Origin of the sequence: Jiulongibacter sediminis, from assembly GCF_001306455.1 — a bacterium.
Classification (GTDB): domain Bacteria; phylum Bacteroidota; class Bacteroidia; order Cytophagales; family Spirosomataceae; genus Jiulongibacter; species Jiulongibacter sediminis.
Genome location: NZ_LGTQ01000006.1, coordinates 831,249 through 856,571 on the forward strand (window position 1 = coordinate 831,249; position 25,323 = coordinate 856,571).

The window sequence follows — 25,323 nt, forward strand, 5'->3', positions numbered from 1 at the left end:
AAGCCAGAGTTTCAATACCCCCACACCACTACCCTGCTTTTCTTATTGCCTAAATCCAACGGGAGGGTTTTGATTTCGGCGACTCCGTTCTTTTTGAGTGTTTTGTAGAGGTCTTTGAGGTTTTCTTTTTTAGAAACCAGAGAGGAGAACCATTTGATCTGATCTTTGAAGAATTTACTTTGAAAGGCTATATCGTTGATGAATTTTTTCTCGCCTCCCGGGCACCAGAGTTCATGACCTCGTCCACCGAAATTTCGGGTATTTTTGGTCTTTAGGTTTGAGGATTTTTGTTGTGCAGCATCTTCAGCTTCTTTAGCAGATTCATAGAAGGGCGGATTACAAAACATTAGGTCAAAATATTCACCCTCTTTGACGATTCCTCTGAAAATATCACGAGGATTTGACTGTTTTCGGAGGTCAATTTTGTTTTGAAGTTGTGGATTTTCCTTCACAATTTTCCGGGTGTTTTCAATGGCTTTTTGGTCAATATCGGCAGCAACGAATTGCCAGTCATATTCCATTACCCCGATGATAGGATAAATGAGGTTAGCCCCGGTTCCGATGTCCAGACAGTGGATTTTCTGATCTTGTTTTACCTCCAGCAAATCGGCCATGATATGAATATACTCGGCTCGGCCCGGGATGGGTGGGCAAAGGTAGTTTTCAGGGATATCCCAAAACCTTAGACCATAATAGCTCTTGAGAAGAGATTTGTTTAACTCCTTCACAGCCTTTGGGTCAGCGAAATCAATAGTCAATCCTCCACCTGTTTTTTGACGAACATAGGGCGTTAGTGATGGAGAAACCTTCTTCAATTCCTTGAAATTATAAGTCCCTCGATGTTTGTTGGCTGAATGCATATCCCCGAAATTAAAAACACCCGGCCATTTGACCCGGGTGTTTCGTATCAGATGCCTGATGGAATTAGTTTAAAGACTTGATCAAAGCTTCGTTAAGACGAACATAATCCATATTACCGCCTTTTTGAGCAAGATCAAGAGATGCTTTTGCAGCAGCTATGGCCTGAGCTTTATTACCAGCTTTAGCTTCTACTTTCGCTAGCAGGTGACGTACCCAGTATGCTTCTGGTTGAGCGTCAGCCGCTTTTCTAGCCCATTCAAGAGCTTTAGCAGTATCTTTTCCATTTTCGAAATAGTAGCTGGCTGCCGCAAAATAAGGCTTATTGTCCTTATTCATCACGTTGTCAATCTGAGACATGATCTGGCTGTCAATATCAGCAGTAACGGTTAAAACGGCGATGGTTTCATCCCAAAGGAAACTAATATCAGCCGAGTTATTACTCATGTTGTCGATCACAATGGTGAAAGTTTCCATTTCCATAGGCATTGTGATTACGTCAGCAGTTACCGTTGTGATCACATTTTCGTCTTTGAAATTGAAAACACTGGTACCTTCTTCACAAAGCAATACTTCCCATGAGTCTTTGCCTGGGATAGTGATAACAGAGTAGGTTCCGGCTTTGATAGCTTTGCCAGAGATGCTTACATCCTGACCGAAAGTGAAAGTAGTAGGTCCGTTAGCTCCTGTTCTCCATTTTTCACCATAAGGCACCAGGCTGCCAAAAATATTACGACCCTTCATAGAAGGACGGGAGTAGTTGACTTCAATGCTCGAAAGAGCAAAATCCTGCTTAATGGTTTGAGAAGGACTTGGAGCTGGAGTTCTCAGGTTTTGTGCACTCACCTGAATGCTGAAAATAAGAGCTAATCCGAAAAGTAATTTTTTCATTTGTCTGAATAAGGTTTATTGATTCTCAAAGATAGACAAAAGCATAGGGTATCAATGCTGCATGCTGTAGCAAAAAAATATTAGGCTCCTCAAAAAAAGGGGCCTTCAGCCTATTTCCGCTCAAAAATCAAATAAGTGCCTCCGTCTCTTGGGTGACTATCTGGTGTTTTGAAGTTGCCTATTCTCAATTCATTTTCTTCAAAAAGGCCAATGTCTCCGGCGGTTTCCAGATAGCTGAAGTAACGACTTTCACAGTTCATTAAGGGTTCCGAGCCTGCTTTTTTAGTACTACCGATGGGACCAACCTTAAGGGTGCCGTTGTTGCTTTCAGAGTCAAAAGACAAAACCTCAAAACTACCGAAATAGCTATTCACAGCTGAGTTTCCGTTGAAGCTGAATTTACCACCTTCCGAGCTAATGTTTAGTGTTATGGACTCATGATCACCTGCCTCCCAGCCACAGGGTGAATCATAGGCATCACTCAAAAAAACCTTCTGAAGTACCCATTCGCCTTCAATATCATTTAATTTATTGGCAGTCACGTTATCGCAGGTTTGAGTTAAGAAGAGAAGACCAAAGAGGAATAGGATTTTTGACATTTCTTTTCATTAATTTATTTGACCCATAAATGTTTCGTAGCTGTTTTCGGTTGCATCAGTTCTTACTGATACCCCGCCGCCTGCAGCTCAAAAAGTTCGGCATAAAGCTGAGGGTTTTCCATTAGTTCTTCATGTGTTCCTATCTCAGCAACTTTACCATCTTTTAAGACTAAGATACGGTCAGCCATGCGGACGGTGCTGAAACGATGGGAAATGATTACCGCTGTTTTACCCTGAGTTAATCCAATGAATCGTTGGAAGGCTTCATATTCAGCCCGGGCGTCCAAGGCTGAAGTGGGTTCATCAAGAATAAGAACTTCGGCGTCTTTCATATAAGCTCGGGCTAAAGCTATTTTCTGCCATTGACCACCTGAGAGGTCAACTCCCTTTTTGAAACGGCGACCGAGTTGATGTTCTAGTCCGGCCGGAAGCTCGGCAATTACCTGCTCGGCTAAACTCTTTTGAGCAGCTTCTGCTAATCGCTCTTTGTTTTCAATATCCTCAATTTTGCCCACGGCAATATTCTCCTTCACCGTCAGCTCAAACTTCACAAAGTCCTGAAAAATGACACCAAAGTATTGTTGATAAGCTGAGCGATTGAAGTTTTTGATGTTGATGCCGTCGAGCAGAATCTCACCCTCATCAGGATCATAAAAGCGGAGCAAAAGTTTAATTAACGTGGTTTTGCCTGCCCCGTTTTCACCTACAAAAGCCAGTTTTTCTCCCGCTTTAAGCGTAAAATGAATATTTCTTACTACCCACTTATTTGTGTTGGGGTATTTGAAACCTACGTTTTTGAACTCAAAACCGATTTGAGGTTTTTCCGGTAACTGAGCATTTCCAGATTGTACTTCTTCTTGATTTTCAAGATCCAAAAACTCGAAATAGTCTTGAAGGTAAAGTGCACTTTCGGTGATTTGGGTAAACCGCACAAAAAAGCCCTGAAGTCGGTTTCTCAAACCTTTAAATGAACCCGAAAGGAAGGTGAGATCACCGATGGAAAGAATGCCGGCTACTGTTCTGAGTAAAATCAAAATATAGGCACCGTAATAGGCTGAGGTACCAATAATATTGAAAAACGACCCCCAAGCCGCTCTCTGCAAACTCAGCTTTTTGTTGGCCTCATAATAGCGGTCAGAGAGTACTTTAAAACGGTCAGAAATGTAACCTGCCAGGCCGAAAAGTTTGACTTCTTTAGCTGTGACATCGCTGGCTCCGGCATATCGAAGGTAGTCGAGTTCGCGGCGTTCCGGTGTCCAGCTTCTGGCGAGCGAATAGCTGGTGCCACTGAATTTGAGTTCATTGACAAAAGTAGGCAGGATAGAAATGACCAGCAGGACAAGCAACCAAGGCTCAAAAAAGGCCAAACCGCTAATCAGGGAAATAATGACGATGACATCCTGCCCCTGATTTAGCACGTTTGACATCAGTCCCACCCGACGGGTGGTTTGCTGCCGGGCTCTTTCCAGTTTATCGTAAAATTCAGAATCTTCAAGCTGAGCCAGGTTAAGCTCTGAAGTCTTCTGAATAAGCTCGATGGAAGAAACATTAGCGTACTGATCACCCAGAAGGCCGTCGGTGAGGCTGCTCAATCGCGTCAAAAGATCAGAGAGGATAGCCATACCAAACTCCAGTCCCACGTAAAGCCAGAGCTGCTGTAAATCTTTGGTTTCAGCATTGATTTGAAGAATGGCTTCGTCAATGATCATTTTCCCCACCCATAACATGGCAATGGGTAGCAGAGCAGCTAAAAGTCTCCCCAAAATATTGGCCAGAAAGAGCCATTGATTTACTTCCCAGATTTTATGAAAGAATCGGGGGATGTATTTTAGGGAAGCAAAACTCTCTTTGAGCTTTATTTTCTCGGGTTTCAGTGATTTTAATGGGGGTGGCGGCATGAGCTAATTAAGGAATTACTCAATGATTTGGTTCCATTTTTTGAGTACTTACCAACTCATAGTTCTCCATAGAATCAAAGAAGTCAGCCATGATTTCATCTCTTTTGAAGTTTCCCCAAATGGTGATTTTTCGGTTATTCTCAGGTCTTTCCTGCCATTGGTTATCCATCAGAATCGGAGCAGGAATTTGCTTTTGCTCCCCCCAGGCATTGTTTTTCAAAACGGCTACCGCCACCATGTCAAAAAGAGATCGGGCTTTCGGCGTTCCATCGTAATGGATATGCTCAAATAAATTAATCGAGTAATCTCCAAAGGAATTAAAAGTACCTCCATGTCGCCCAGTGATAGATTGATCGGCCTTTGGCCCAAGACCCTGCATTTTTGAATTAATCTCGGATTGGTAGGCCAACACGGCAGCAGAACCACTGGGTTTGCCGTAGCGTACGGTTACCATTTCAAAAGGAATAGAGCTGTTCAAGAGATAATTTAAAGCGGTAGTGTCGTTGTCCTGATTGTACTCGCCCGGCTCGGGATAATTGGAGCCCAGCCAAACCAGTTTTACTTTTTTTGCAAAGGAAGAATCCTTTTTCACTGCGAGGGCCACCGTGGTGAGTTTCCCTACAGCGACAATGGTCAAAGGACCTTCATTGGCCTTTTCAATCATGAAATCAATGGCTTCATAGCCATCTTGAGGTAGTGAATCAATTTCTGGTAAACTGGCATTTGCTCCTTTCAGAAGAGGTACTTTTCCGCTCAGGTTATAGAGTGTTAGAATGCGTTCTGCTTCTTTATATTGCTCATCAATATTTCCACCGCTTTTGGTGGCATTGACTGTAACTCCTTTGAGGTCAAAAACATCGCCATTGCTCAGCAAATAGGCCAATGCATGCTGATCATCCAGTTCGTTATTGGCATCTGTATCAAAAATGACAGTGAGTTTTGAATGTTCTTGCTCGGGGGCTGTGCATGCGATAAAGCTTAGTAATAGGAGAGAAGCAATGATTCTGAAAGGCATATTGAATAAGGTTTGAGATGCTTTAAGTTAATTAATTATTAGATGATACTTTGATTGGCAATTGGTAATTTAACGGAATAAAACCTGTTGAAATGTTTCGATTGACTCTCCTCCTTTTCCTCATGATTGGTTTTTCGGCTTCTGCTCAAAAGCGACCAAATATTGTTTTCATTCTGGCTGACGACCTGGGCTATCATGATCTGGGGTACACCGGAAGTTCCTATTACGAAACTCCGAACATTGACGCATTAGCAGCCAAAAGCATGAATTTTGTGAATGGCTATGCCGCCAGCCGGGTTTGCAGTCCATCCCGGGCTGCCATTATGACGGGCAAATCGCCGGCCAGGGTGCATATCACCGATTGGATTGGAGCAAAAACGGGTGAAGATTGGCGGTCTGTCGGTCGGGCCAATAAACTCATGCCTGCAGAATATTTGCATGCCTTACCCGAAGAAGAAATTACCATGGCAGAAGCTTTTAAAAATGATGGGTACACTACATTTTTCGCTGGCAAATGGCACCTTGGTGGTAAGGGTTCCTGGCCCGAAGACCATGGTTTCGAGATCAATAAGGGAGGCTTTCATGCCGGAAGTCCAATGGGTGGATATTTTTCTCCTTTTGACAATCCGAACCTAGAAAATGAGGAAGACGGTCAAAATCTTTCACTGAGACTGGCACGTGAGACTTCTCAATTCATTGCTGCTCATAAAGACAAACCCTTCTTTGCATTCCTTTCTTTTTATGCAGTGCATGGGCCGATTCAAACTACGGAGGAGCGTTGGAGAAAATATCAGCAAAAACTACCTGAAGGCCATTCTGAAAAAGAGGGTTTTGAGATGGAGCGGGTTTTACCCATTCGTAAATATCAGGATAATCCGGTTTATGCGGGTCTGGTAGAAACTATGGATGAGGCCATTGGGAATGTAATGCAAACTTTGCAAGATCAAGGGCTTGCTGAGAACACCATAATTGTCTTTACATCAGATAATGGCGGGGTGGCTTCCGGGGATGCTTTTTCTACTTCAAATGCTCCATTACGTGGAGGTAAAGGATATCAATGGGAAGGTGGCATAAAAGAACCTTATTTGATTTCAGTTCCGGGATTGACGGATTCTGGCCTAAGAAACGAAACGCCGGTAGTCGGAATGGATTTCTACCCTACACTTCTGGATTTGGTCGGAATAAAACCATTTAAAGATCAATATGTAGACGGAGTGAGTTTAAAGCCACTATTTGAGGGGAAAGAACTTCAGCCCAGAAAAATGTACTGGCATTATCCGCATTACGGTAATCAGGGCGGAGAGCCATCGTCGATTATTCGGGATGGCAACTGGAAATTCATTCACTATTGGGAAGATGGCCGAAATGAACTTTATCATCTTCAAAACGACCCGTCAGAGCAATCGAACCTGATTGAGTCTGAAGTAAAAATTGCAGAACAAATGAAGCGTGATTTGAAAGCTTGGTTGACCGATACAAAAGCGGCATTACCTCAAAAAGATCCTCAGTATTCGGCAGCGGCCGAACAAAAGGTATTGGAAAAGTACCGTGATGAACTTTGGCCGAGGCTTGAGAAACAAAGAAAAGAAATGCTTTCTGATAATTTTAGCCCGAATGATAACTGGTGGGGCAGTAAGCTTACAAGGGACTAGTTTTGCTTAGTAGGTCTATACAAAAGGGGTTCTTGTTGACTTTTGAGCAAAACCTTTCCTGTGATTGACGGTTTTTCAATTGAATTCCCGACTTTCGGGCAATTCAACCAATAACCTATGAAAAATACAAAAACCCTACTTTTTCTTTTCCTTCTTTCTATTTCCACTTTTGCTCAGAAAATTCCTTTGCCTGAGCACCCAAGACCTGATTTTGAACGCAGTAACTGGCAAAATCTGAACGGACTGTGGGACTTTGAGTTTGACAGCCTAAATGCCGGCGAAAAAAACCATTGGCAGGCTGGTGTGACTGATTTTTCGCATCAAATTAACGTTCCTTTTCCATGGGGCTCAAAACTCTCTGGAGTTGAAGACCTTGCTGACATTGCCTGGTACAAAAAGGAAATCAACGTGCCGAATGATTGGCAAGACCAACGAACTTTTATCACCATCGGGGCTTCTGATTGGGAAACTTCTGTATGGCTTGATGGTCATTTTTTAGGCAAACATCAGGGCGGATATACCCCCTTTTCTTTTGAACTGACGGAATATCTTACATATGGGCAGCCGCAAAATCTGGTCATTAAAGTAGATGATGCCCGTCGTCTGTTTACCTTGTACGGCAAGCAGGGATATGGCAATGCCCGTGGAATCTGGCAAACACCTTATCTGGAAGCCAGAGGTCAGAATTTCATTGAGAGCCTTCATTTTGAGCCGAATATTGATAAGTCTCAGGTTACGGCCAAGTTGATACTGAATAAAGCTGCTTCGGCCAATGAAAGTCTGAAACTTGATTTTACGAATGCTTCGCAAAGCTTTTCGGCAGTTTTCTCAGCGGGTCAAAAAAGTGCTGAGTTTACTATTGAGATTAAAAATCAGCATCTATGGACATTAGAGGATCCTTTTCTCTATGAAGTGGAGGCGAATTTTGCTGATGATGAATTGAAAACGTATTTCGGAATGCGAAAAATTAGTGTGACCAATTTGCCGGGCACCGACATTCCATACATCGCACTCAATAACGAACCGGTTTATCTTCAACTGGCCCTTGACCAGTCGTACCATCCGGATGGCTTCTATACTTTCCCGACAGACGAATTCATGAAAAATGAAATTCTGCTGGCGAAAAACATTGGTCTTAATGGTATTCGCACACATATAAAAGTTGATATACCGCGTAAATTATACTGGGCAGATAAACTCGGGTTGTTTGTGATGGCTGACCTGCCAAACAGCTGGGGAGAACCGGATCAAAATGCTCAAAAAGAGTCTGAATACACCCTACGTCAGATGATTGATCGTGATTTTAATCACCCGTCTATTTTCTCATGGATTACCTTTAATGAAACATGGGGTTTGCGGACTAAAGTAACCAACGAGCAGGGTAAATCAGAAAATCGTTATCTGCCGGAAACACAATACTGGGTGGCCAGTATGTATTATCTGGCGAAGTCACTTGACCAAACACGTTTGGTAGAAGATAACTCGATCTGCTGCGGTGCAGGTCATACCGAAACAGATATTTACTCCTGGCATCAATACTTGCCGGGCTATGAGTGGGAAGCCTTTATGCGTAATCTGGATACAACGACTTACGCCGGTAGCACTTATGATTTCGAGAAAGGGTTTACTCAAGGCCGTCAGCCGATGATAAACTCAGAATGTGGAAACGTTTGGGGTTATGATGGCAGCACCGGTGATGTAGACTGGAGCTACGATTACCACCGCATGATGAATGTTTTCAGACAGCATCCGCAAATGGCTGGTTGGTTGTATACCGAGCATCATGATGTAATAAACGAGTGGAACGGTTACTGGCGTTTTGACCGCTCGCCAAAGTATACCGGTCTTGAAGAGCTCGCCAATGGTATGATGGATAAGGATTTTCATTCCATGGTTTATCTGACCACAGGGCAGGATATCACTCAAAAAGTAAAAGCAGGAAGCACCTATCAGGTGCCGATGTACCTTTCTTGCCAAACGGGAGAGGCTATGCCGGGAGGTCAATTGGTGATCGAATACAAATGGAGTGGTGCGGACGAAATTGGTAATTCCTTCGGTTCCGAATCCAAAAATCTTTCCGTTGATTACCAACCATGGATGCAGAAACGTCTGGATCCTTTGGCTGTTCAAGTCCCTTCAAAAAATGGTATTTATCAGCTGGAGCTTGCTGTAAAAAAACAAAACGGAGAAGAGCTACATCATAACTTCATGTCTTTCGTAGTAGAAGGCGGTTCTATGGAAAATGTTCAATTGGTAACAACCTCTCCTTCAGCCTATACTTCTGCAAGCTGGTCAAAGAAGGAAGAAACTATTCTGAATGGAAAAAAAGCTAACGGCATGGGTAAGGGTTCTTTTACCTATGAGCTCAAAACCTCAGATGAAAAAATCAAAGCGAAAACCGGCTATTTGCTTTTAGAACTTTCATCGAGACCATTGTATCAGAGAGATCAGGAGTCAGGAAATCTGAAAGATATGGATTACATGCTCGGTGCGGTGGCAGACCCGGCCAGAAACTCGAATGCTTATCCAATGACGGATACCGATTTAAACCCTTCTGACGTGGTTATTCGGATCAACGGTCAACTTGCAAAGAGAATGACTTTGTCGGATGACCCTGCAGATCACCGTGGAGTTTTAAGCTGGTTTAATCAGGAAGAAAATCGTAAGCTTCAGGAGGCCGGTACCTATGGTTATCTGGTTAAAATACCATTGACAAAGGCTCAAATCAGAAGCCTTCAAAAAACCGGGAAAATGGAGGTTAAACTGGAAACCAATTCTGAAAATGGCCTGGCCGTTTACGGAAAGGATTTCGGACGTTATGCCTTTGATCCGGGGGTGGTTCTGGTTAAATAAATTCTACAATATAGGAATCAGCGGTCTTACTCAGATCGCTGATTCTTTTTTTATAACTATACTAGTCCCACTATCCAAAACCGGAACGAAGATTTAGAAAAGTAAAGGTAGCTTTGAACAAACTTTGACCTTTACATGAAGAATCTTCTTTTAACCCTCTTTTTCCTCCTTTTTTCGGTAAGCAGCTGGTGCCAGATTGTGAAAATCACTCCTTCCAATGCTTCCATTAATGAGGAGATTACCATCACTTTTGATGCTACCAAAGGTACCGCTGGCTTGGTCGGAGCTTCTTCTGTTTACATCCATTCTGGGGTGGTGACTGATAGTCCATCCGGGACAGCCTGGCAAAATGTGCAGGGCAACTGGGGGCAGGATGACGGTGTAGGTAAAATGACGAAAGTAGAGGGGGAAAACAATCTTTGGCAGATTACACTAAGCCCATCAGGCAGAACTTATTATGGCCTTTCTGAAGGTTCGCCTGTTTTCAGGCTTTCGATGGTATTCAGAAACGCCGATGGCAGTAAAGAAGGCAAAGGAACACCAGGAAACTTCGCAGGAGGTAATGTAGCAGGCAATGGTGATATCTACGTTGACCTTGAGGTCTCCAACTATGTTCAAATTGTGGAACCTCAGGCCTCTGAATTGTTCGTGGAGGCCGGTTTTATGCAGGAAATAAGGGCCGTGGCTTCCGGTGTTGCGGATCAAATCAGTCTTTCAGTGAATGCCGGAAAAGGTTTTGAAATGTTGAGCTCAGCTCAAAATCAGCAGGAGCTTTCAGGAACACTTGAAATAAATGCTTCTCAAAAAATTCTTGTGAGAGCTGAAGCTATTTTTGGCTCGGATACGCAGCGGGTAGAGCAGGAATTGAAATTCAATCTTTTAAAACAAACAGCTTCAAAACCACTTCCGGTCGGAGTTCAAAAGGGGATCAATTACTTCGATGACCCTTCGAAAGTAACTTTAGCCCTGGAGGCTCCGGGAAAGGATTTTGTTTATGTGGTGGGCGACTTCACCAACTGGGAAATCAAAGATGAATTTTTGATGAATAAAACAGCTGATGGTGAGCTTTTCTGGTTAGAAATTGATCAACTCACTGCCGGCAAAGAATATGTCTTTCAATATTGGGTCGATGGTACCATCAAAGTGGGTGATCCTTATGCCGATAAGGTGGCTGATCCCTGGAATGATTCTTTCATTCCGCAATCGGTTTACCAGAATCTTCCACAATACACTCGTCAGGATTTTGGGATAGCCACTGTTCTTCAAACTGCTCAGGCTGATTTTGAATGGTCGGCTTCTGAAGAAACTTTTCAGCGGCCTGATAAAAATGACTTGGTCATTTATGAATTATTGGTTCGCGATTTCATCGGCTCACACGATTATAAAGATTTGGCAGATACGCTTTCGTATCTGAAACGTTTAGGCGTAAATGCCATTGAGTTAATGCCCATCATGGAGTTTGAGGGTAATGAAAGCTGGGGTTATAATCCTTCCTATTTCTTTGCTCCCGATAAATATTACGGCAGCAAAAATGATTTGAAAAACTTCATTCAAACGGCTCATCAGCAAGGCTTTGTGGTTATTTTGGACATGGTGCTCAATCATGCTTTCGGACAAAATGCGATGGTGAAAATGTACTGGGATGAGGTCAATAACCGGCCGGCAGCCAACAGTCCCTGGTTCAATACTGAAGCTACCCATCCTTTCAATGTTGGGTATGATTTCAATCACGGGAGTACTTACACTCAAGCTTTTGTAGATTCGGTAAATGCCTATTGGTTGAAAGAATACCATTTTGATGGATACCGTTTTGATCTCTCCAAAGGATTCACACAAAAACGGAATACGGATGTTGGCCGTTGGTCGGCCCGGGATGATACCAGAATTACTCTGCTGAAAAGAATGGCAGCCAAACTTAGAGAAACTGATCCTGATGCCTATATCATTTTAGAACATTTTGCCGATGCTTCAGAAGAGAATGTCTTAAAGGCCGACGGAATGATGACCTGGGGAAATAATAATCATGATTTTGCGGAGCTGATGAAAGGCAACACTTCCATTGGCCTCGGTTCGGTGGACGACGATAACAGGGTGAGTTATATGGAAAGCCATGATGAGCAGCGGCAGATATACTGGGCTAAAAACGCATCAGTGGCCTTGAAATCTACTTATGATCCGAGAAAGGAAGAAGTTGCCCTGAATCGTTTGAAGATGATGACAGCCTTCTTTTATACCCAGCCCGGCCCAAAGTTAATGTGGCAGTTTCAGGAGTTGGGCTACGATATTGATATCAATTTCAATGGTCGGGTGGGAAATAAGCCTCTGGTTTGGGGAGAAGGAAGTTTGAATTATTATTCGGATACCGAGCGTCAAAAATTGTATAAAACCCATGCCGCTATTATTGATTTGGTTAACCGAAATAAGGCTGCTTTTAAAGAAGGTCAATTAACCAAAAGTATGACTGGCTCGGTGAAATCGTTGACTTTTGAGCATGAAGATCTGGATGTCGCCATCATTGGAAATTTTGATCTTCAAAATGCGTCAAAGTCCTTCACTTTCCCTCAAAACGGATGGTGGTATAATTATTTTCAGAAGGATTCAATTGAGGTGACCGGTGCTGTGAATTTTGAACTTTCGCCAGGTGAATTCCATGTTTTTACTTCTCAAAAACAGGTCGAAGTCGAGGATAGTCTCATCACTTTCTTTGAAGCTAGAGATACTTTGATTGTGATAGGCCCGGTAGTAACAGTTTCACCGGAGGATTTTCAGCCAGACACCGAAATAACCATCATATTTGATGCCACCGAAGGCACTGCCGGTCTGGTAGGTGCCGATAAGGTTTACATGCATGCCGGCATTATCACCAGCTCAGAAACTGGATCCGATTGGCAGTACGTCGTAGGCAACTGGGGACAGGATGACGGCATCGGTAAAATGGCCAAAGTGGCTGGAGAGGAGAATAAATGGCAAATTACTTTAACGCCAAAAAACTATTTCAACTCGGTACCGGCCAATGCAACCTGGTATCGCATAGGAATGGTCTTTAGAAATGCGGATGGTAGCCGGGAGGGGAAGGCCGAAGGTGGTACCGATATTTTTGTCAACTTTACTGAGGAAGAGGAGGCTGTGCTCAGCCTTGAAAAGGATTCTTCTGTTTTGGTTTATCCTAATCCCACCAGTCGATTTCTAATAGTCGAAACACCTGAGGAGGTGCTGAATTTGAGTCTTTTTGATGCGACGGGTAAAATATTGATAAGTCAAAACCGGGACTCCGTTCTGGATTTAAAGAATATAAACAGTGGCCTTTACCTTCTTCAGGTGAAAACTGAATCTCAAACCTGGACAAAACGCATTCTGGTGAGGTAGAGGACAATCCACTTCAAATTTATCTTTACTTTTAGCCGATAAAACCCTAAAAAATGAATTTCGGCATTAAAGCATTGGCCTTTGCTTTCCTTTGCGGAGCAGGCCTTTTTTCCTGTGACACTTCTCAAAACTTATCGGTGGATGATGCTGCACTTCGTGCAGCAAACGGTTCAGACGGCAATTGGCTGACACATGGACTTGATTACGCCGAAACCCGCTATAGCCCTTTATCTCAAATTAGTGCTGAAAATATCAATGAACTGGGTCTGGCCTGGGATCTTGATCTTGGGACAAAAAGAGGTATTGAAACCACACCGCTTGTAGTTAATGGTGTAATGTATCTGACCGGACCATGGAGTAAAGTTTTTGCGGTTAATGCCAAAGATGGAAGTCTAATTTGGGAGTATGACCCGCAAGTTTCCGGTAGTTACGGTGAAAGAGGCTGCTGTGACGTGGTGAACAGAGGCGTGGCTTTCTATGAGGGAGCAGTTTTCGTAGGAGCTTTTGATGGTCGATTAATTTCTCTCAATGCTGAAACCGGTAAGCCAAACTGGGAAGTGATGACGGTGGACACGGACAAGCCTTATACTATTACCGGAGCCCCCAGGGTAGTGAAAGGGAAAGTTATTATTGGTAATGGTGGAGCAGAATTTGGTGTTCGAGGGTACTTTACCGCCTATGATGCAAAAACCGGGGAGCAGGCCTGGAGATTTTATACTGTTCCGGGGAACCCCTCTGACGGTTTTGAAAATGAAACCATGGAAATGGCCGCTAAAACCTGGACCGGAGAATGGTGGAAATATGGTGGCGGGGGTACCGTATGGGATAATATGGCCTATGATCCTGACCTCAACTTACTTTACGTTGGCACGGGAAATGGTTCGCCATGGGACAGAAATCAGAGAAGCCCTGAAGGAGGAGATAACCTCTTTTTGTCGTCTATTTTGGCTATAAATCCTGATAACGGCGAGCTACAATGGTATTACCAGACTACACCAGGAGATTCGTGGGATTTCACTGCGACACAACATATGATTTTGGCTGATCTTGAAATTGAGGGTCAACCGAGAAAAGTGCTGATGCAGGCTCCTAAAAATGGATTTTTTTATGTGCTCGATCGCACCAATGGTGAATTGATTTCGGCGGAGAAATTCACGTACGTCAACTGGGCGAAGAGTATTGACCCGGAAACTAGCAGACCGATTGAAGAAGAATGGGCGAGGTACAAGGACGTAAATGCCTTGATCGCCCCGAATTACGACGGCGGGCACAACTGGCAACCTATGACCTTTGACAAGAAACGAAATCTTGTGTTTTTGCCAGCTCGGGAAACTGCTTCGGTATACGGTCAGGATAAGTCCTGGATTTATAATGAAAGAGGTTTCGGAACCGGAATAGGTTGGAATCTCTCAACCGGTGAAGATCCGTCAAAACCGACAATTAAAGATGATAAATTCGATAAACTCAAAGGTGTTTTAATCGCTTGGGATCCTATTAAACAAGAAGCAAGATGGAAAATTGAACAGGAAACTCCATGGAGTGGAGGAATGCTCAGCACGGCAGGCGATTTGGTTTTTATCGGTACCCCGGATGGTTTTCTAAAAGCTCTCAATCCTGAGAACGGCAAGGTGCTATGGCAGGCCAATTTACAATCGGGCATTCTTGGCTCACCCGTGAGTTATAGAGTCGACGGTGAACAGTATGTGAGTATTGCTGTAGGCTGGGGTGGAGGTTACGGAATGAAAAACAAACACACTCCTGAAATATTGCCGGGCCATTTGTACACCTTTAAAATCGGAGGGGAAAAAGCTTTGCCAAAAGCTCCTGAAATCGTTGAAAAACAGCTCATTAATCCGGAGTGGGAGAGTTCAGAAGGAGAGTTGACAAGAGGTGAAACGCTTTTTTGGCAATACTGCGGTCCATGCCACGTCGTAAATGGCGGTGGTGGAGGAGTTGCACCTGATTTTGCTTACAGCCCAATGGTGGGCAATGCGGCCTTTAATGACGTGGTCTTAAAAGGAGCATTGCTGGAAAACGGAATGCCTAATTTCGGTGATAGACTTACCGAAAAGGAAACACATGACATTCAGACTTATATTATTGAGCAAGTGAGAATGGTTTCTAAATAGAACGACTTACTTTTTCCTGAAGAAAACCGTAATAGCTACGCCTCCAAAGCCAAAATGCTCCCTGATTTTATTGATCAGAAAACGCTCATAGGCTTCTTTGATATATTGTGGCAGGTTACAGAAAAATACAAATGTTGGCGACGGAGTCGGTAGCTGTGTGATGTACTTGATTTTGATATACTTACCTTTTATGGCTGGTGGTGGAGTACGCTCAATAAGAGGTAGTAAAGTGGCATTGAGCTTGGAAGTAGAGATTTTCTCCTGACGCATTTCGTAGACTTCCATCGCCTTTTCAATCACTTGAAAAATACGTTGCTTGTTTAGTGCGGAGGCAAAAATCACCGGCATATAATTCATTGGGGCGAGTCGCTCCAGAATCTCTTTTCCCATTTTATCAGCGGTTTTTGAGTCTTTTTCAATCAAATCCCACTTGTTGATCATCAAAACAATACCCTTTTTGGCATTATGAGCCTGAGCAATGATATGGATATCCTGAGCTTCCAGTCCTCTTTCTGCATCAAGAATGATGATACAAACCTCTGAGTTTTCGAGAGCTTTTAACGAACGAATGGTTGAGTAAAACTCAATATCTTCATGAACTTTCGCTTTTTTACGGATTCCGGCAGTGTCGGTCAGAATGAAGTCTTTGCCAAACAACTTATAGTGCGTATCAATAGAGTCGCGGGTCGTGCCGGCAATATCTGTGACAATACTTCTATCTTTTCCCAATAAGGCATTGAGAAATGAAGATTTTCCGGCATTTGGTCTGCCCAAAATGGCAATTTTCGGAATACAGGCATCCGGGTCTTCCACACCTTCATCTTCAAAATGTTTGACCACTTCATCCAGCAGTTCACCTGTTCCTGAACCATCCGTTGAAGAAATCGGGTAAACGTCCGCATCAAGACCTAATGCATAAAACTCTGGGGCCACAAGCGATTGACGCTCAAACGTTTCAGCTTTATTGGCCACAATGAGGACAGGTTTGTCAATTCGGCGAAGAATGTTTGCAAATTCTTTATCCAAATCGGTAAGGCCAGTGATGGTATCTACTACAAAAAGAATAACGGTAGCTTCGTCAAGGGCCAGAGCCACCTGATCACGGATGGCACCCTCAAAAGTATCTTCAGAACCTACGACATAACCACCGGTATCAATCACGGTGAAATACTTCTCTGTCCATACCGACTGCCCATAATGACGATCGCGGGTTACACCTGAAACGTTATCCGTAATGGCCACACGTTCTTCAATGAGCCTGTTAAACAGGGTTGATTTTCCTACGTTTGGTCTTCCTACTATTGCGACGATATTGGCCATTTCTCTTTGCTGATTTCTGCTAAATTAAATCCTTTTCTGAAAAGGGCTGCAAAGATACGAAAAGCATATCCGTTTTGCATAGTAAGCTCAGAAATAAGTATTTGTAGCTCACATACTTAACCCAAGCTCCTGATAGGAGATCAGTAAAATAGCTACAAGCCCCAGCAGCAGGCCGGCAATATTGACTTTGCTAAGTGATTCTTTGAAGAAGAAAATGCCCACAAGTGCCGAAACCAAAATAACTCCCATATTATAAATGGGGTATACAAAGGCTCCGCTGTTTCCGTAATAGGTCAGTGTCAGAATCAAAAAATAGAAAGAGAGAAAATTAGGGATGCCGAGGCTTATGGCAGCGATGCCGTTTTTGAGTTCAAATTTCTCCTGATGTTTGAAATAGCGGTAAATTACTAACAAAACTCCGCTGACCATTGCTCCTAAAACCATGACTAAAGTTACCGGGATAACCAATGAGGGATCGGGGATAAAGCGAAGATTGATATAATTTATGGCAGAATTGGTGATGCCATACATGGCAAAAACAGCGAAAGGGAGCCATAAACTTCCTTTCTTTAAATCTTGTCCTTTGCCTTTGAAAGTGGCCAATCCTACGGCAATAAAAGCAAGAGCCAATCCTACATAATTGAGCAGTTCAAAATCTTTGGCATGTGTGTTATACAATATCAAACTGGCAAGTACTGGAATTACCAGTGAGAGATTATTGGCCAGTGAAGTGGCCGTCATTCCTGCTTTTTGGGTGGAGAGGCCTGATAAAATAAAAGTGATGATAAACCCAACTCCAAGTGCAAGGCAGTACCAGGCCCAGTCTGCTTTGAGGTTAAAAGTAAAGTGCTGATCTGCCGGAATAAGTGAAAAGCCCAAAGCAAAACAAACGATATAGTTGAGGCTGATGGCCTGAGCTGTGTTAATCTCGAACCGAGGAAAAATTCTGAAATTGATCAGAAGAAGTACCGAAAGAAAAATGCTTAGAATCAGGTAGATCATTTCAGAGGAGAATCAATTTGAAACGAAAATCAATAATTGAAATTAATAACCAAACTTCTTCAATTTATCTTTTTTCAGTCGCCAGTCAGGTTCTACTTTGATGTACTGCTTCAGAAAAACTTTCTTCTGAAAAAATTCTTCCATTTCCAGTCTGGCCTCAGTGCCTACTTTTTTGATTCGTTCACCTTTGTGGCCAAGAAGAATAGCTCTTTGACTTGAGCGTTCTACATAGATTTCAGCATACATTCTTATAATGTCTTCCTCTTCTTTAAACTCTGTAACCACCACTTCACAGCTGTATGGAATCTCCTTTTTATAATTCTGAAGAATTTTTTCTCGAATGATTTCAGCCGCAAAGAAACGTTCGGGTTTATCTGTCAAAGCATCTTTAGGGAAATAGGGTGGGTGCTGAGGCAACAGGAAAATGATTTTCTCAAATAGTCCTTCTATACCATCCCCATTTAAAGCCGAGATTGTAAGAATTTCACGAGGATTCAGTACAGTTTTCCAATGACTGATTTTTTCCTCAATCTGCTCTTCGGTAGCCAGGTCAATTTTGTTGATAATAAGCAGTAGCGGAGCATCACTTTTGCCTAATTTTTTGATAACATCCTCTTCGTCATACTTTTCAAAAATATCGGTCACAAAAAGCACCACATCAGCATCTTCCAGCGAACCATGTACAAATTCCATCATGCTCTCATGTAACTCATACATGGGTTTTATGATGCCGGGCGTATCTGAGTAAACCAATTGAAATTCCTGATCATTGAGCTTTCCGTTCACAATACCCATGATTCGGTGACGGGTAGTCTGAGCCTTTGAAGTAATGATAGAGAGCCTTTCACCCACCAATTGATTCATCAAAGTGCTCTTTCCCACGTTGGGTTTTCCAATGATGCTGATAAAGCCTGCTTTGTGCATATTATTCATGGGGCAAAGGTAAGTTTAATCTATTTGATTGTTTCTGTGGTTAAAACCAAAAAAGCCGAAACATCGGAAGAAGTTTCGGCATTGAAAAGATTTTGCAGGATCGATATTAGATCGCTTTTTTTACGTTTATAGCGTTTAGTCCACGATCACTTTTCTCTAATTCAAAACTAACAAGGTGGCCCTCATCAACTTCTTCCAGGGTATTATTGATATGGAAGAAGTATTTATTATTTCCGTTTAGTTCTTTGATAAAACCATATCCACGATCGTAATTAAAATAGTCTACCCGACCTTTCAGCTCATCAGTATCTACCTCTTCTTTTTTGGGGATACCTATTTCAATGTTTTCGGCTTTTACTTTTTTCTTTTTTGTAGGATCCGGTGGAGTATCGACAATGTTTCCAAATTCGTCAACATAGGCGATCATGTCATCAAGGCTTCCGCTAGTAGCGTTTGCCTTCCGCTCTTCACGCTTGGCCGCCTTATCCTGACGTTTTCTTAGCTTCTTTTTTTCCTTTTCTTTTTTGCTGTAGGTTTCTTGTGATTTTGCCATTTTCGTTTGTTTAGAGTGAGATCAATGGAAATTCCTGAAACTTTTGCGAAGTAGAGAATGCCAATGAAAAATAAATTTCAATATCCCCAAATTGGCTGACCTGGCTTTTTCAGTTAGATTCTGAGGGCAGAGTGGTACTGATCAGACGAGGAAAGTGTACGTGGGTACAAAAATCCGGAAGGCAGATTAGCCGACGGGATGAAAAAAAAGGGAACCTTGCGGTTCCCGTTCGTAGCGGGAGCAGGACTCGAACCTGCGACCTTTGGGTTATGAGCCCAACGAGCTGCCAACTGCTCCATCCCGCGATATTGGATTGCAAAAGTACGAATTCTTTGTGAAAAATCAATTTTGAGAATAGAAATAATTGAAGAAAATCTCACTTGAATGGAATAAGTATAATTACACTTGAAAAAGTGACATAGTTTATATCTTTGGCAAATTTTTTCAGACGCTAAGTCTGCCTAACCTATGATTCATTCTATCGCCAATGCCAGAACTCATGCTGGTAATGTTGCCGTAAAAACGGCTTCAGGAAAATACACTTATCAGGATTTGCTCGATCGCTCTTCACAAATAGCGTCTGACCTTTTGAATGGAAGACAACACCTGAACGAAGCCCGCATTGCTTTTATCATGAACCCGGGTTTTGAGTATGTGGCTACACAATGGGGTATTTGGCGAGCAGGTGGCGTGGCTGTTCCGCTTTGTGTAAAACACCCATTTGTGTCTTTACAATATGTGATTGAAGATACCGCGGCCGAGCAACTTATTTTCACCGAAGAATATCAGGAGCTTATCGCTCCATTTGAATCTTTCAAAAATCTTAATTTGAAAGAATACCATTCAATCGGTTCAGAAATCGGCCAATTACCGGAGGTTCCTTCGACTCAACGAGCCATGATTTTGTATACGAGCGGGACCACCGGAAAACCAAAAGGTGTAGTAACAACCCATGATAATCTGGCTGCTCAGGTAAATTCATTAGTGGAAGCCTGGCAATGGACTGCTGAAGATCAGATTCTGAATGTTTTACCGCTGCACCATATTCATGGAATTCTGAATGCCACCTGTTGCCCGTTATCTGTTGGTGCCTGTGTAGAGTTTTTAGACCGATTTGACCCGGAGGCGGTATTCAAAGCTTTTCTTGAGGGCGATGTCAGCATTTTTATGGCGGTGCCAACCATTTATTTCAAGCTTGTCAATGTCTGGAAAGAATATTCAGAGGTTCAAAAGCAAGAGGTTTTGGATAAACTTTCTCAATTCCGATTTATGGTTTCCGGTTCTGCAGCATTGCCGGTATCGGTTCTTGAAGAATGGAGAGGCATAAGCGGACAAACCTTGCTGGAGCGTTATGGTATGACAGAAATCGGCATGGCCATCAGTAATCCCTACGATGGAGAGCGTAGACCGGGTTATATAGGAAAGCCTCTGCCAGGTGTGGGTGTTCGACTATTTGATGAAAGTGGTGAAGTAGTGGAGGAGGGTGTTGCCGGTGAAATTCAAATCAAAGGGTCTACTGTATTTCAGGAATATTGGGAAAAACCAGAGGCCACCGTTGAATCGTTTACAGAAGACGGTTGGTTTAAAACTGGTGATACAGCAGTAATTGAGGACGGCTACTATCGTATTTTGGGCCGAAACTCGGTGGATATAATAAAATCTGGTGGCTATAAAATTTCGGCCTTGGAGATTGAGGAGGTTTTGAGAAAATATGCTGGAATAAAGGATTGCGGAGTCGTTGGTTTACCTGATGATGAGTGGGGCGAAATCATCGGTGCAGGACTTATTGCCGATGAAAAATCATTAGATATGAATCAAATGAATGCATGGCTTCGGGAGCAACTTCCTAATTATAAGATTCCCCGAAAGTACATTTTCCTAGAAGATTTGCCCCGCAATGTTATGGGTAAGGTGACTAAAAAGGAACTCAAAACACTCTTTTGATTCATGAAAATTTATGGAGTAGCACTTCTTGCTTTTTGTTATTTGCTGGGTAAATATCTCGGTGGCTTGCTTGGCTCTTTATTGGGTATCAATGCCGATGTCGGTGGAGTAGGTTTTGCCATGTTATCTCTTATTTTACTCAATGCCTGGCTAAAGAAAAAAGGTTTTCTGGAAGAAGAAACTGAGAAAGGGCTACTTTTCTGGAGCTCGATGTACATCCCCGTTGTGGTGGCAATGGCTTCGGTTTTAAATGTCAAAGGAGCCCTTTCAGGTGGCTGGGCAGCAGTAGTCATAGGAGTTGTGGTTACTTTTGGCTCTTTTGCTCTTGTTCCGGTGATTTCTAAAGTCGGGTTAAAAAATAAGAAAGCATGATAGAGCTTATTGATAAAAACGGTTTTGTTTTTGCTTTTCTACTTGTAGGGCTAATCATGTTTATTTCCTTTCAGGTTTCAAAAAGAGTACTTTTTGGGCGAATTCCAGGGGTCGCGGTCGCCATCCTTATTGGTCTTGCACTAGCTACCTTAGGTGGGAAAAAGGGAATTTCGGATATTCCTTTATTCGCCGGAATGGCATTTTTAGGCGGCTCAATGCTTCGGGATTTTACCGTTGTAGCCACAGCTATGGGGGCCGATCTTTCAAAAATTAAAAGTGCAGGTCTGGCGGGAGTCATCGCTTTGGTAGCAGGAGTATTTGTTTCCTTTTTTCTTGGAGTATTAGTAGCCTGGGCTTTGGGTTATCGTGATGCTGTGGAACTAACAACTATCGGTGCAGGAGCTTGCACTTACATTGTAGGACCGGTGACGGGTACAGCCTTAGGTGCCAGCACAGATATCATTGCTATCAGCGTGGCCATAGGTCTAGTCAAAACGGTGGTCACCACTATTGCCACACCTTTGATCGCTCAAAAAATCGGACTGAAAAATGCCAATTCAGCTTTAGTTTTCGGTGGGCTTCTGGGTACATCAAGTGGCGTTACAGCCGGACTGGCAGCTACTGATCCGAAGCTTGTGCCTTACGGGGCGTTGACGGCCACCTTCTATACAGGGCTGGGTTGTTTGCTGTGTCCTTCGGTGTTTTATTTAGTCTTACAGGCATTCTTTTAGAAGTCAATCCTGCGGTGAATAATCAAAACAGGATGATATTGATATATTTGTTGATCTTAAAACCTCTAACCTATTGATAAATGCATTTTGCAACCATTGATTACGTCATTTTTGCGGCTTATGCCGTTATGATTTTGGGTATTGGCCTCTGGGTTTCCCGAAAAGGTGAAAAAACTTCCGAGGATTATTTTCTGGCTTCCAAGTCTCTGCCCTGGTGGGCCATTGGTGCTTCCCTTATTGCGGCTAATATTTCTGCCGAGCAGTTTATCGGAATGTCCGGCTCCGGTTTCGCTGGTGGTTTAGCTATTGCCTCTTATGAGTGGATGGCGGCGATTACGCTTCTTCTGGTCGGTAAGTATTTCCTCCCCATTTTTATTGAGAAAGGCATTTACACCATACCCGAGTTTGTGGAGAAACGCTACAGTACTCAGCTGAAAACCATTTTAGCGGTGTTCTGGATTGCCCTTTACATTTTTGTCAACCTTTCATCGGTACTTTATTTGGGAGCTTTAGCCTTACAAACCATTATGGGGATTCCGTTGATGACGGGTGTGATAGGTTTGGCTCTTTTTGCGGTGGCGTATTCGATATATGGCGGACTATCTGCCGTGGCGTGGACAGACGTAATTCAGGTAGTCTTTCTGGTTTTGGGCGGTTTGTTTACAACCTATCTGGCTCTGAATACGCTCTCTGGAGATACCGGAATCGTCGCTGGTTTTAATCAATTGCTCGAGGCTGTTCCTGATCGTTTCCATATGATTTTAGATGAATCAAATCCTGAATATCAGAACCTTCCTGGTATCTGGGTCTTGATTGGTGGTCTTTGGGTAGCTAACCTTTATTATTGGGGTTTCAATCAATACATTATTCAGCGTACGCTTGCTGCAAAGTCATTGCCTGAAGCTCAAAAGGGTATTGCTCTGGCAGCCTTTTTGAAATTGATTATTCCGTTTATCGTGGTTATTCCGGGTATTGCGGCTTATGTAATGACCAATGACCTGGCCATTATGGAAAGGTTAGGGGCTGCTGCACAGCAGAACTTACCAAGCCTGGAACAGGCCGATAAGGCTTATCCCTGGTTATTGCAACTATTGCCTGCAGGCTTTAAAGGGGTGGCTTTTGCAGCTCTCGCGGCAGCCATTGTATCTTCTTTGGCCTCCATGTTAAACTCTACGTCTACCATTTTCACGATGGATATTTATAAGGAGTATATCAACAAAACTGCGTCGGAAAGCCAGCTTGTGAATGTAGGACGACTTTCGGCGGTTGCGGCATTGATTATTGCTTGTATTATGGCTCCTCTATTAGGAGGAATTGATCAGGCATTCCAGTTTATTCAGGAATATACCGGTGTGGTAAGCCCGGGAATTCTGGCAGTGTTCATTAGCGGATTGTTTATCAAAAAGGCAACCAATAATGCGGCAATCTGGGGAGTGTTGCTGTCTATTCCAATCGCCATGTATTTCAAAGTAGCTCCAAATGGCTGGAGCGATGCCAGTATTTTTGTAGATATACCGTTTATGCATCAGATGGGATTGACCTTCCTTGGATCATTGTTGGTAATTATCATTTTAAGTTATATTCAGAATAAAGAAGGCGAAGACAGCAAAGCCATTCAGCTGTCTAAGAAACTTTTCAAAACCGAAGCTTCGTTTACCATTCCTGCTTTTGTGGTTACGTTGTTGACGGCAGTTTTGTATGCATTGTTTTGGTAGGAAACTCCAATGCCGTGTAAATTCCAGCCCTCGAAGGTTAATCTAACATTCGAGGGCTGTTTAATTAAATTCACCGATGAAAAACGTTTTTTGTATTTTTCTGTTTGTTTCAACTTTTTGCTCTTCAGTATTCGCACAAGAGGAAAAAATCATACCTCCAAATATTTATTTTGTGAATGACACTTTAGGTTGTGATATCACGGAAGTTGCAAATATGGACTACCTGTTTTATCAATATAGTATGCTGAAGAACAAGGATTCGGCAAAGGTTGGGCATTATAGTGAATATTTAAAGGTTTGGGTTGGTGATGAGCCCTTACCCACATATATGGGACATCCAAAGACTAGGTTGCATCCAGTTGTTGGATTAAGTCTGGAGCAGGCTAAAGAATACGCTCGTTGGAGGACATTGGCGGTTTGTCTTCGTTGGTATCATAAGCAGAGGTTAATTTCCCAAAATACTGTTGATGAGTATGAAAACAGAACCTTGGAAGAGTTTGCGGAAGAGTTTTCCGAAATTGTAAAGAAGTATCCATATTTCGAATATCGAATTCCAACTAGTCAGGAATGGAATATCTGCTTCGAAACCATTGAAAATGATCTCAAAGAGAATAAATCTAGATACAAGAGGTTTAAGAGACTTGCGGAAAAATGGAGTCCGTATAATTTCAAAGATTTAGAAATAGATAAGCAAAGTGAATATTACGTTGAGGAAGTGCCTTTGGCAGCGGTTGTAGATTCTGAGAGGAAATTCAAACGCTTCCTGAAAATCTATGGTTTGAAAGGTGGAGTGGCTGAGATGGTTTCTGACGCTCCGGTAGCCATGGGAGGTAGCTGGAAAGACAATTCGGAAGAATTTGAAAGAGTAAAAATGCAAGAGTTTAAAGAACCAAACGCATGGACTGGTTTCAGATGTGTAGGTAGTTGGAAAAAGTGGAAATCGAACGAATAATAATAGTACTACTGGATTCTAATTCTGTAGGGTATTGCTTCTTTTGTCTAGACCTCGAAGATTTTTGAAACCTTCGAGGTCTAAATAATTAAATCCCCTTCAAAATCTCCCAGACCAAATCTCCTTCAAAACCTTTTCTCATCGCGTAATCGGCCGCTTTCTTGTTTCTGATGAATTCATTCGGTTCGGCTCTTAGACTGTGAAGCTTTTTATGAAGCAGGGCTTGAAGCACCAAAAAGTATTCTTCTTCATCTATCTCTTCTAAACCTTTTTTGATACAATAATCGGAGAGTTTTCGCCTTTTGAGTTCTTGTAAAATCTTGTTACGGCCCCATTTTTTAACTCTGAATTTGCTGCCTGCATATATTTTGGCGAAGCGTTCTTCGTTTAGAAAATTTTCAGTGATAAGTTCTGATATGATCTCCTCCGCCTCATCTCCGTAGATATTCCAGTCTTTGAGCCGCTGGCGTACTTCGTCGTGTGTTCTTTCCTGATAAGCACAGTAATTACAGGCTTTGAGTAAAATGTTTTTATCCATGT

At 42.7% G+C, this 25,323-nt stretch carries 19 protein-coding genes and 1 tRNA gene; 9 read left to right on the forward strand and 11 right to left on the reverse strand.

Going from position 1 to position 25,323, the window contains the following annotated elements; genetic code table 11:
- Positions 1-11: 11 nt before the first annotated feature.
- The 5 genes from rlmF to AFM12_RS09520 form a co-directional block, all read right to left on the reverse strand.
- The gene (gene rlmF / locus AFM12_RS09500; protein ID WP_055147153.1) at positions 12-860 is read right to left on the reverse strand and encodes a 23S rRNA (adenine(1618)-N(6))-methyltransferase RlmF; all 849 of its coding nucleotides are present in this window, start codon (positions 858-860) and stop codon (positions 12-14) included.
- A gap of 64 nt (positions 861-924) precedes the next feature.
- Positions 925-1,749, reverse strand: a complete 825-nt coding sequence (locus AFM12_RS09505; protein WP_055147156.1) for a DUF2911 domain-containing protein — start codon at positions 1,747-1,749, stop codon at positions 925-927.
- A 110-nt stretch (positions 1,750-1,859) separates the two neighbouring features.
- Positions 1,860-2,348, reverse strand: a complete 489-nt coding sequence (locus tag AFM12_RS09510; protein WP_055147159.1) for an META domain-containing protein — start codon at positions 2,346-2,348, stop codon at positions 1,860-1,862.
- Between the two features lie 62 nt (positions 2,349-2,410).
- Positions 2,411-4,246 (reverse strand): ABC transporter ATP-binding protein, encoded by a 1,836-nt coding sequence (locus AFM12_RS09515; RefSeq protein WP_055147162.1) that lies wholly within the window; start codon positions 4,244-4,246, stop codon positions 2,411-2,413.
- Positions 4,247-4,265: 19 nt separating this feature from the next.
- The gene (locus AFM12_RS09520; RefSeq protein WP_055147165.1) at positions 4,266-5,261 is read right to left on the reverse strand and encodes a nucleoside hydrolase; all 996 of its coding nucleotides are present in this window, start codon (positions 5,259-5,261) and stop codon (positions 4,266-4,268) included.
- A 92-nt stretch (positions 5,262-5,353) separates the two neighbouring features.
- Between AFM12_RS09520 and AFM12_RS09525 the strand changes: the two genes are divergently transcribed.
- The 4 genes from AFM12_RS09525 (at position 5,354) to AFM12_RS09540 (ending at position 15,261) form a co-directional block, all read left to right on the forward strand.
- Entirely contained in the window at positions 5,354-6,913 is a 1,560-nt protein-coding gene (locus AFM12_RS09525; RefSeq protein ID WP_055147168.1) for a sulfatase, read from the forward strand.
- 117 nt (positions 6,914-7,030) lie between these two features.
- Positions 7,031-9,766: a glycoside hydrolase family 2 protein gene (locus tag AFM12_RS09530; protein WP_055147171.1), complete on the forward strand. Its 2,736-nt coding sequence runs from the start codon at positions 7,031-7,033 to the stop codon at positions 9,764-9,766.
- A 135-nt stretch (positions 9,767-9,901) separates the two neighbouring features.
- Positions 9,902-13,132, forward strand: a complete 3,231-nt coding sequence (locus AFM12_RS09535; RefSeq protein WP_055147174.1) for a DUF8578 domain-containing protein — start codon at positions 9,902-9,904, stop codon at positions 13,130-13,132.
- A gap of 53 nt (positions 13,133-13,185) precedes the next feature.
- Complete coding sequence (locus tag AFM12_RS09540; protein WP_055147177.1) at positions 13,186-15,261, forward strand: PQQ-dependent dehydrogenase, methanol/ethanol family; 2,076 nt, start codon at positions 13,186-13,188, stop codon at positions 15,259-15,261.
- Between the two features lie 6 nt (positions 15,262-15,267).
- Here AFM12_RS09540 and der read toward each other — a convergent pair whose 3' ends face one another.
- The 5 genes from der to AFM12_RS09565 all read right to left on the reverse strand — a co-directional run bounded on the left by der (position 15,268) and on the right by AFM12_RS09565 (position 19,374).
- Positions 15,268-16,581 (reverse strand): ribosome biogenesis GTPase Der, encoded by a 1,314-nt coding sequence (gene der, locus AFM12_RS09545; RefSeq protein WP_055147180.1) that lies wholly within the window; start codon positions 16,579-16,581, stop codon positions 15,268-15,270.
- 108 nt (positions 16,582-16,689) lie between these two features.
- The gene (locus AFM12_RS09550; RefSeq protein WP_055147184.1) at positions 16,690-17,583 is read right to left on the reverse strand and encodes a hypothetical protein; all 894 of its coding nucleotides are present in this window, start codon (positions 17,581-17,583) and stop codon (positions 16,690-16,692) included.
- Positions 17,584-17,625: 42 nt separating this feature from the next.
- Complete coding sequence (gene era / locus AFM12_RS09555) at positions 17,626-18,516, reverse strand: GTPase Era (protein ID WP_055147187.1); 891 nt, start codon at positions 18,514-18,516, stop codon at positions 17,626-17,628.
- 106 nt (positions 18,517-18,622) lie between these two features.
- The gene (locus AFM12_RS09560; RefSeq protein ID WP_055147190.1) at positions 18,623-19,069 is read right to left on the reverse strand and encodes a cold-shock protein; all 447 of its coding nucleotides are present in this window, start codon (positions 19,067-19,069) and stop codon (positions 18,623-18,625) included.
- Between the two features lie 232 nt (positions 19,070-19,301).
- Positions 19,302-19,374: transfer RNA gene (locus AFM12_RS09565), tRNA-Met, on the reverse strand.
- Positions 19,375-19,537: 163 nt separating this feature from the next.
- On the opposite strand from AFM12_RS09565, the gene AFM12_RS09570 reads away from it, so the two are divergent.
- From AFM12_RS09570 to AFM12_RS09590, 5 genes are all read left to right on the forward strand, one after another.
- A complete protein-coding gene (locus tag AFM12_RS09570) occupies positions 19,538-21,013 on the forward strand; it encodes an acyl-CoA synthetase (RefSeq protein WP_055147193.1) in 1,476 nt (491 codons plus the stop codon).
- Positions 21,014-21,016: 3 nt separating this feature from the next.
- Entirely contained in the window at positions 21,017-21,385 is a 369-nt protein-coding gene (gene madL, locus AFM12_RS09575; RefSeq protein WP_055147196.1) for a malonate transporter subunit MadL, read from the forward strand.
- On the forward strand, positions 21,382-22,116 hold the full coding sequence (gene madM / locus AFM12_RS09580; protein ID WP_055147199.1) for a malonate transporter subunit MadM: 735 nt from the start codon (positions 21,382-21,384) through the stop codon (positions 22,114-22,116). The genes madL and madM overlap by 4 nt, the downstream gene beginning before the upstream one ends.
- Positions 22,117-22,196: 80 nt before the next feature.
- Positions 22,197-23,831, forward strand: a complete 1,635-nt coding sequence (locus AFM12_RS09585) for a sodium/sugar symporter (protein WP_055147202.1) — start codon at positions 22,197-22,199, stop codon at positions 23,829-23,831.
- 76 nt (positions 23,832-23,907) lie between these two features.
- The gene (locus tag AFM12_RS09590) at positions 23,908-24,783 is read left to right on the forward strand and encodes an SUMF1/EgtB/PvdO family nonheme iron enzyme (protein WP_055147205.1); all 876 of its coding nucleotides are present in this window, start codon (positions 23,908-23,910) and stop codon (positions 24,781-24,783) included.
- Between the two features lie 88 nt (positions 24,784-24,871).
- Here the strand turns inward: AFM12_RS09590 and AFM12_RS09595 are convergent, their stop codons facing one another.
- Positions 24,872-25,321 (reverse strand): regulatory protein RecX, encoded by a 450-nt coding sequence (locus tag AFM12_RS09595; RefSeq protein ID WP_055147208.1) that lies wholly within the window; start codon positions 25,319-25,321, stop codon positions 24,872-24,874.
- Positions 25,322-25,323 lie beyond the last annotated feature (2 nt).

Excerpts from the sequence above, each read along its gene's own strand:
- rlmF (WP_055147153.1), bottom strand. The coding sequence starts at position 860 with ATGCATTCAGCCAACAAACATCGAGGGACTTATAATTTCAAGGAATTG.
- AFM12_RS09505 (WP_055147156.1), bottom strand. The coding sequence starts at position 1,749 with ATGAAAAAATTACTTTTCGGATTAGCTCTTATTTTCAGCATTCAGGTG.
- AFM12_RS09510 (WP_055147159.1), bottom strand. The coding sequence starts at position 2,348 with ATGTCAAAAATCCTATTCCTCTTTGGTCTTCTCTTCTTAACTCAAACC.
- AFM12_RS09515 (WP_055147162.1), bottom strand. The coding sequence starts at position 4,246 with ATGCCGCCACCCCCATTAAAATCACTGAAACCCGAGAAAATAAAGCTC.
- AFM12_RS09520 (WP_055147165.1), bottom strand. The coding sequence starts at position 5,261 with ATGCCTTTCAGAATCATTGCTTCTCTCCTATTACTAAGCTTTATCGCA.
- AFM12_RS09525 (WP_055147168.1), top strand. The coding sequence starts at position 5,354 with ATGTTTCGATTGACTCTCCTCCTTTTCCTCATGATTGGTTTTTCGGCT.
- AFM12_RS09530 (WP_055147171.1), top strand. The coding sequence starts at position 7,031 with ATGAAAAATACAAAAACCCTACTTTTTCTTTTCCTTCTTTCTATTTCC.
- AFM12_RS09535 (WP_055147174.1), top strand. The coding sequence starts at position 9,902 with ATGAAGAATCTTCTTTTAACCCTCTTTTTCCTCCTTTTTTCGGTAAGC.
- AFM12_RS09540 (WP_055147177.1), top strand. The coding sequence starts at position 13,186 with ATGAATTTCGGCATTAAAGCATTGGCCTTTGCTTTCCTTTGCGGAGCA.
- der (WP_055147180.1), bottom strand. The coding sequence starts at position 16,581 with ATGGCCAATATCGTCGCAATAGTAGGAAGACCAAACGTAGGAAAATCA.
- AFM12_RS09550 (WP_055147184.1), bottom strand. The coding sequence starts at position 17,583 with ATGATCTACCTGATTCTAAGCATTTTTCTTTCGGTACTTCTTCTGATC.
- era (WP_055147187.1), bottom strand. The coding sequence starts at position 18,516 with ATGAATAATATGCACAAAGCAGGCTTTATCAGCATCATTGGAAAACCC.
- AFM12_RS09560 (WP_055147190.1), bottom strand. The coding sequence starts at position 19,069 with ATGGCAAAATCACAAGAAACCTACAGCAAAAAAGAAAAGGAAAAAAAG.
- AFM12_RS09570 (WP_055147193.1), top strand. The coding sequence starts at position 19,538 with ATGATTCATTCTATCGCCAATGCCAGAACTCATGCTGGTAATGTTGCC.
- madL (WP_055147196.1), top strand. The coding sequence starts at position 21,017 with ATGAAAATTTATGGAGTAGCACTTCTTGCTTTTTGTTATTTGCTGGGT.
- madM (WP_055147199.1), top strand. The coding sequence starts at position 21,382 with ATGATAGAGCTTATTGATAAAAACGGTTTTGTTTTTGCTTTTCTACTT.
- AFM12_RS09585 (WP_055147202.1), top strand. The coding sequence starts at position 22,197 with ATGCATTTTGCAACCATTGATTACGTCATTTTTGCGGCTTATGCCGTT.
- AFM12_RS09590 (WP_055147205.1), top strand. The coding sequence starts at position 23,908 with ATGAAAAACGTTTTTTGTATTTTTCTGTTTGTTTCAACTTTTTGCTCT.
- AFM12_RS09595 (WP_055147208.1), bottom strand. The coding sequence starts at position 25,321 with ATGGATAAAAACATTTTACTCAAAGCCTGTAATTACTGTGCTTATCAG.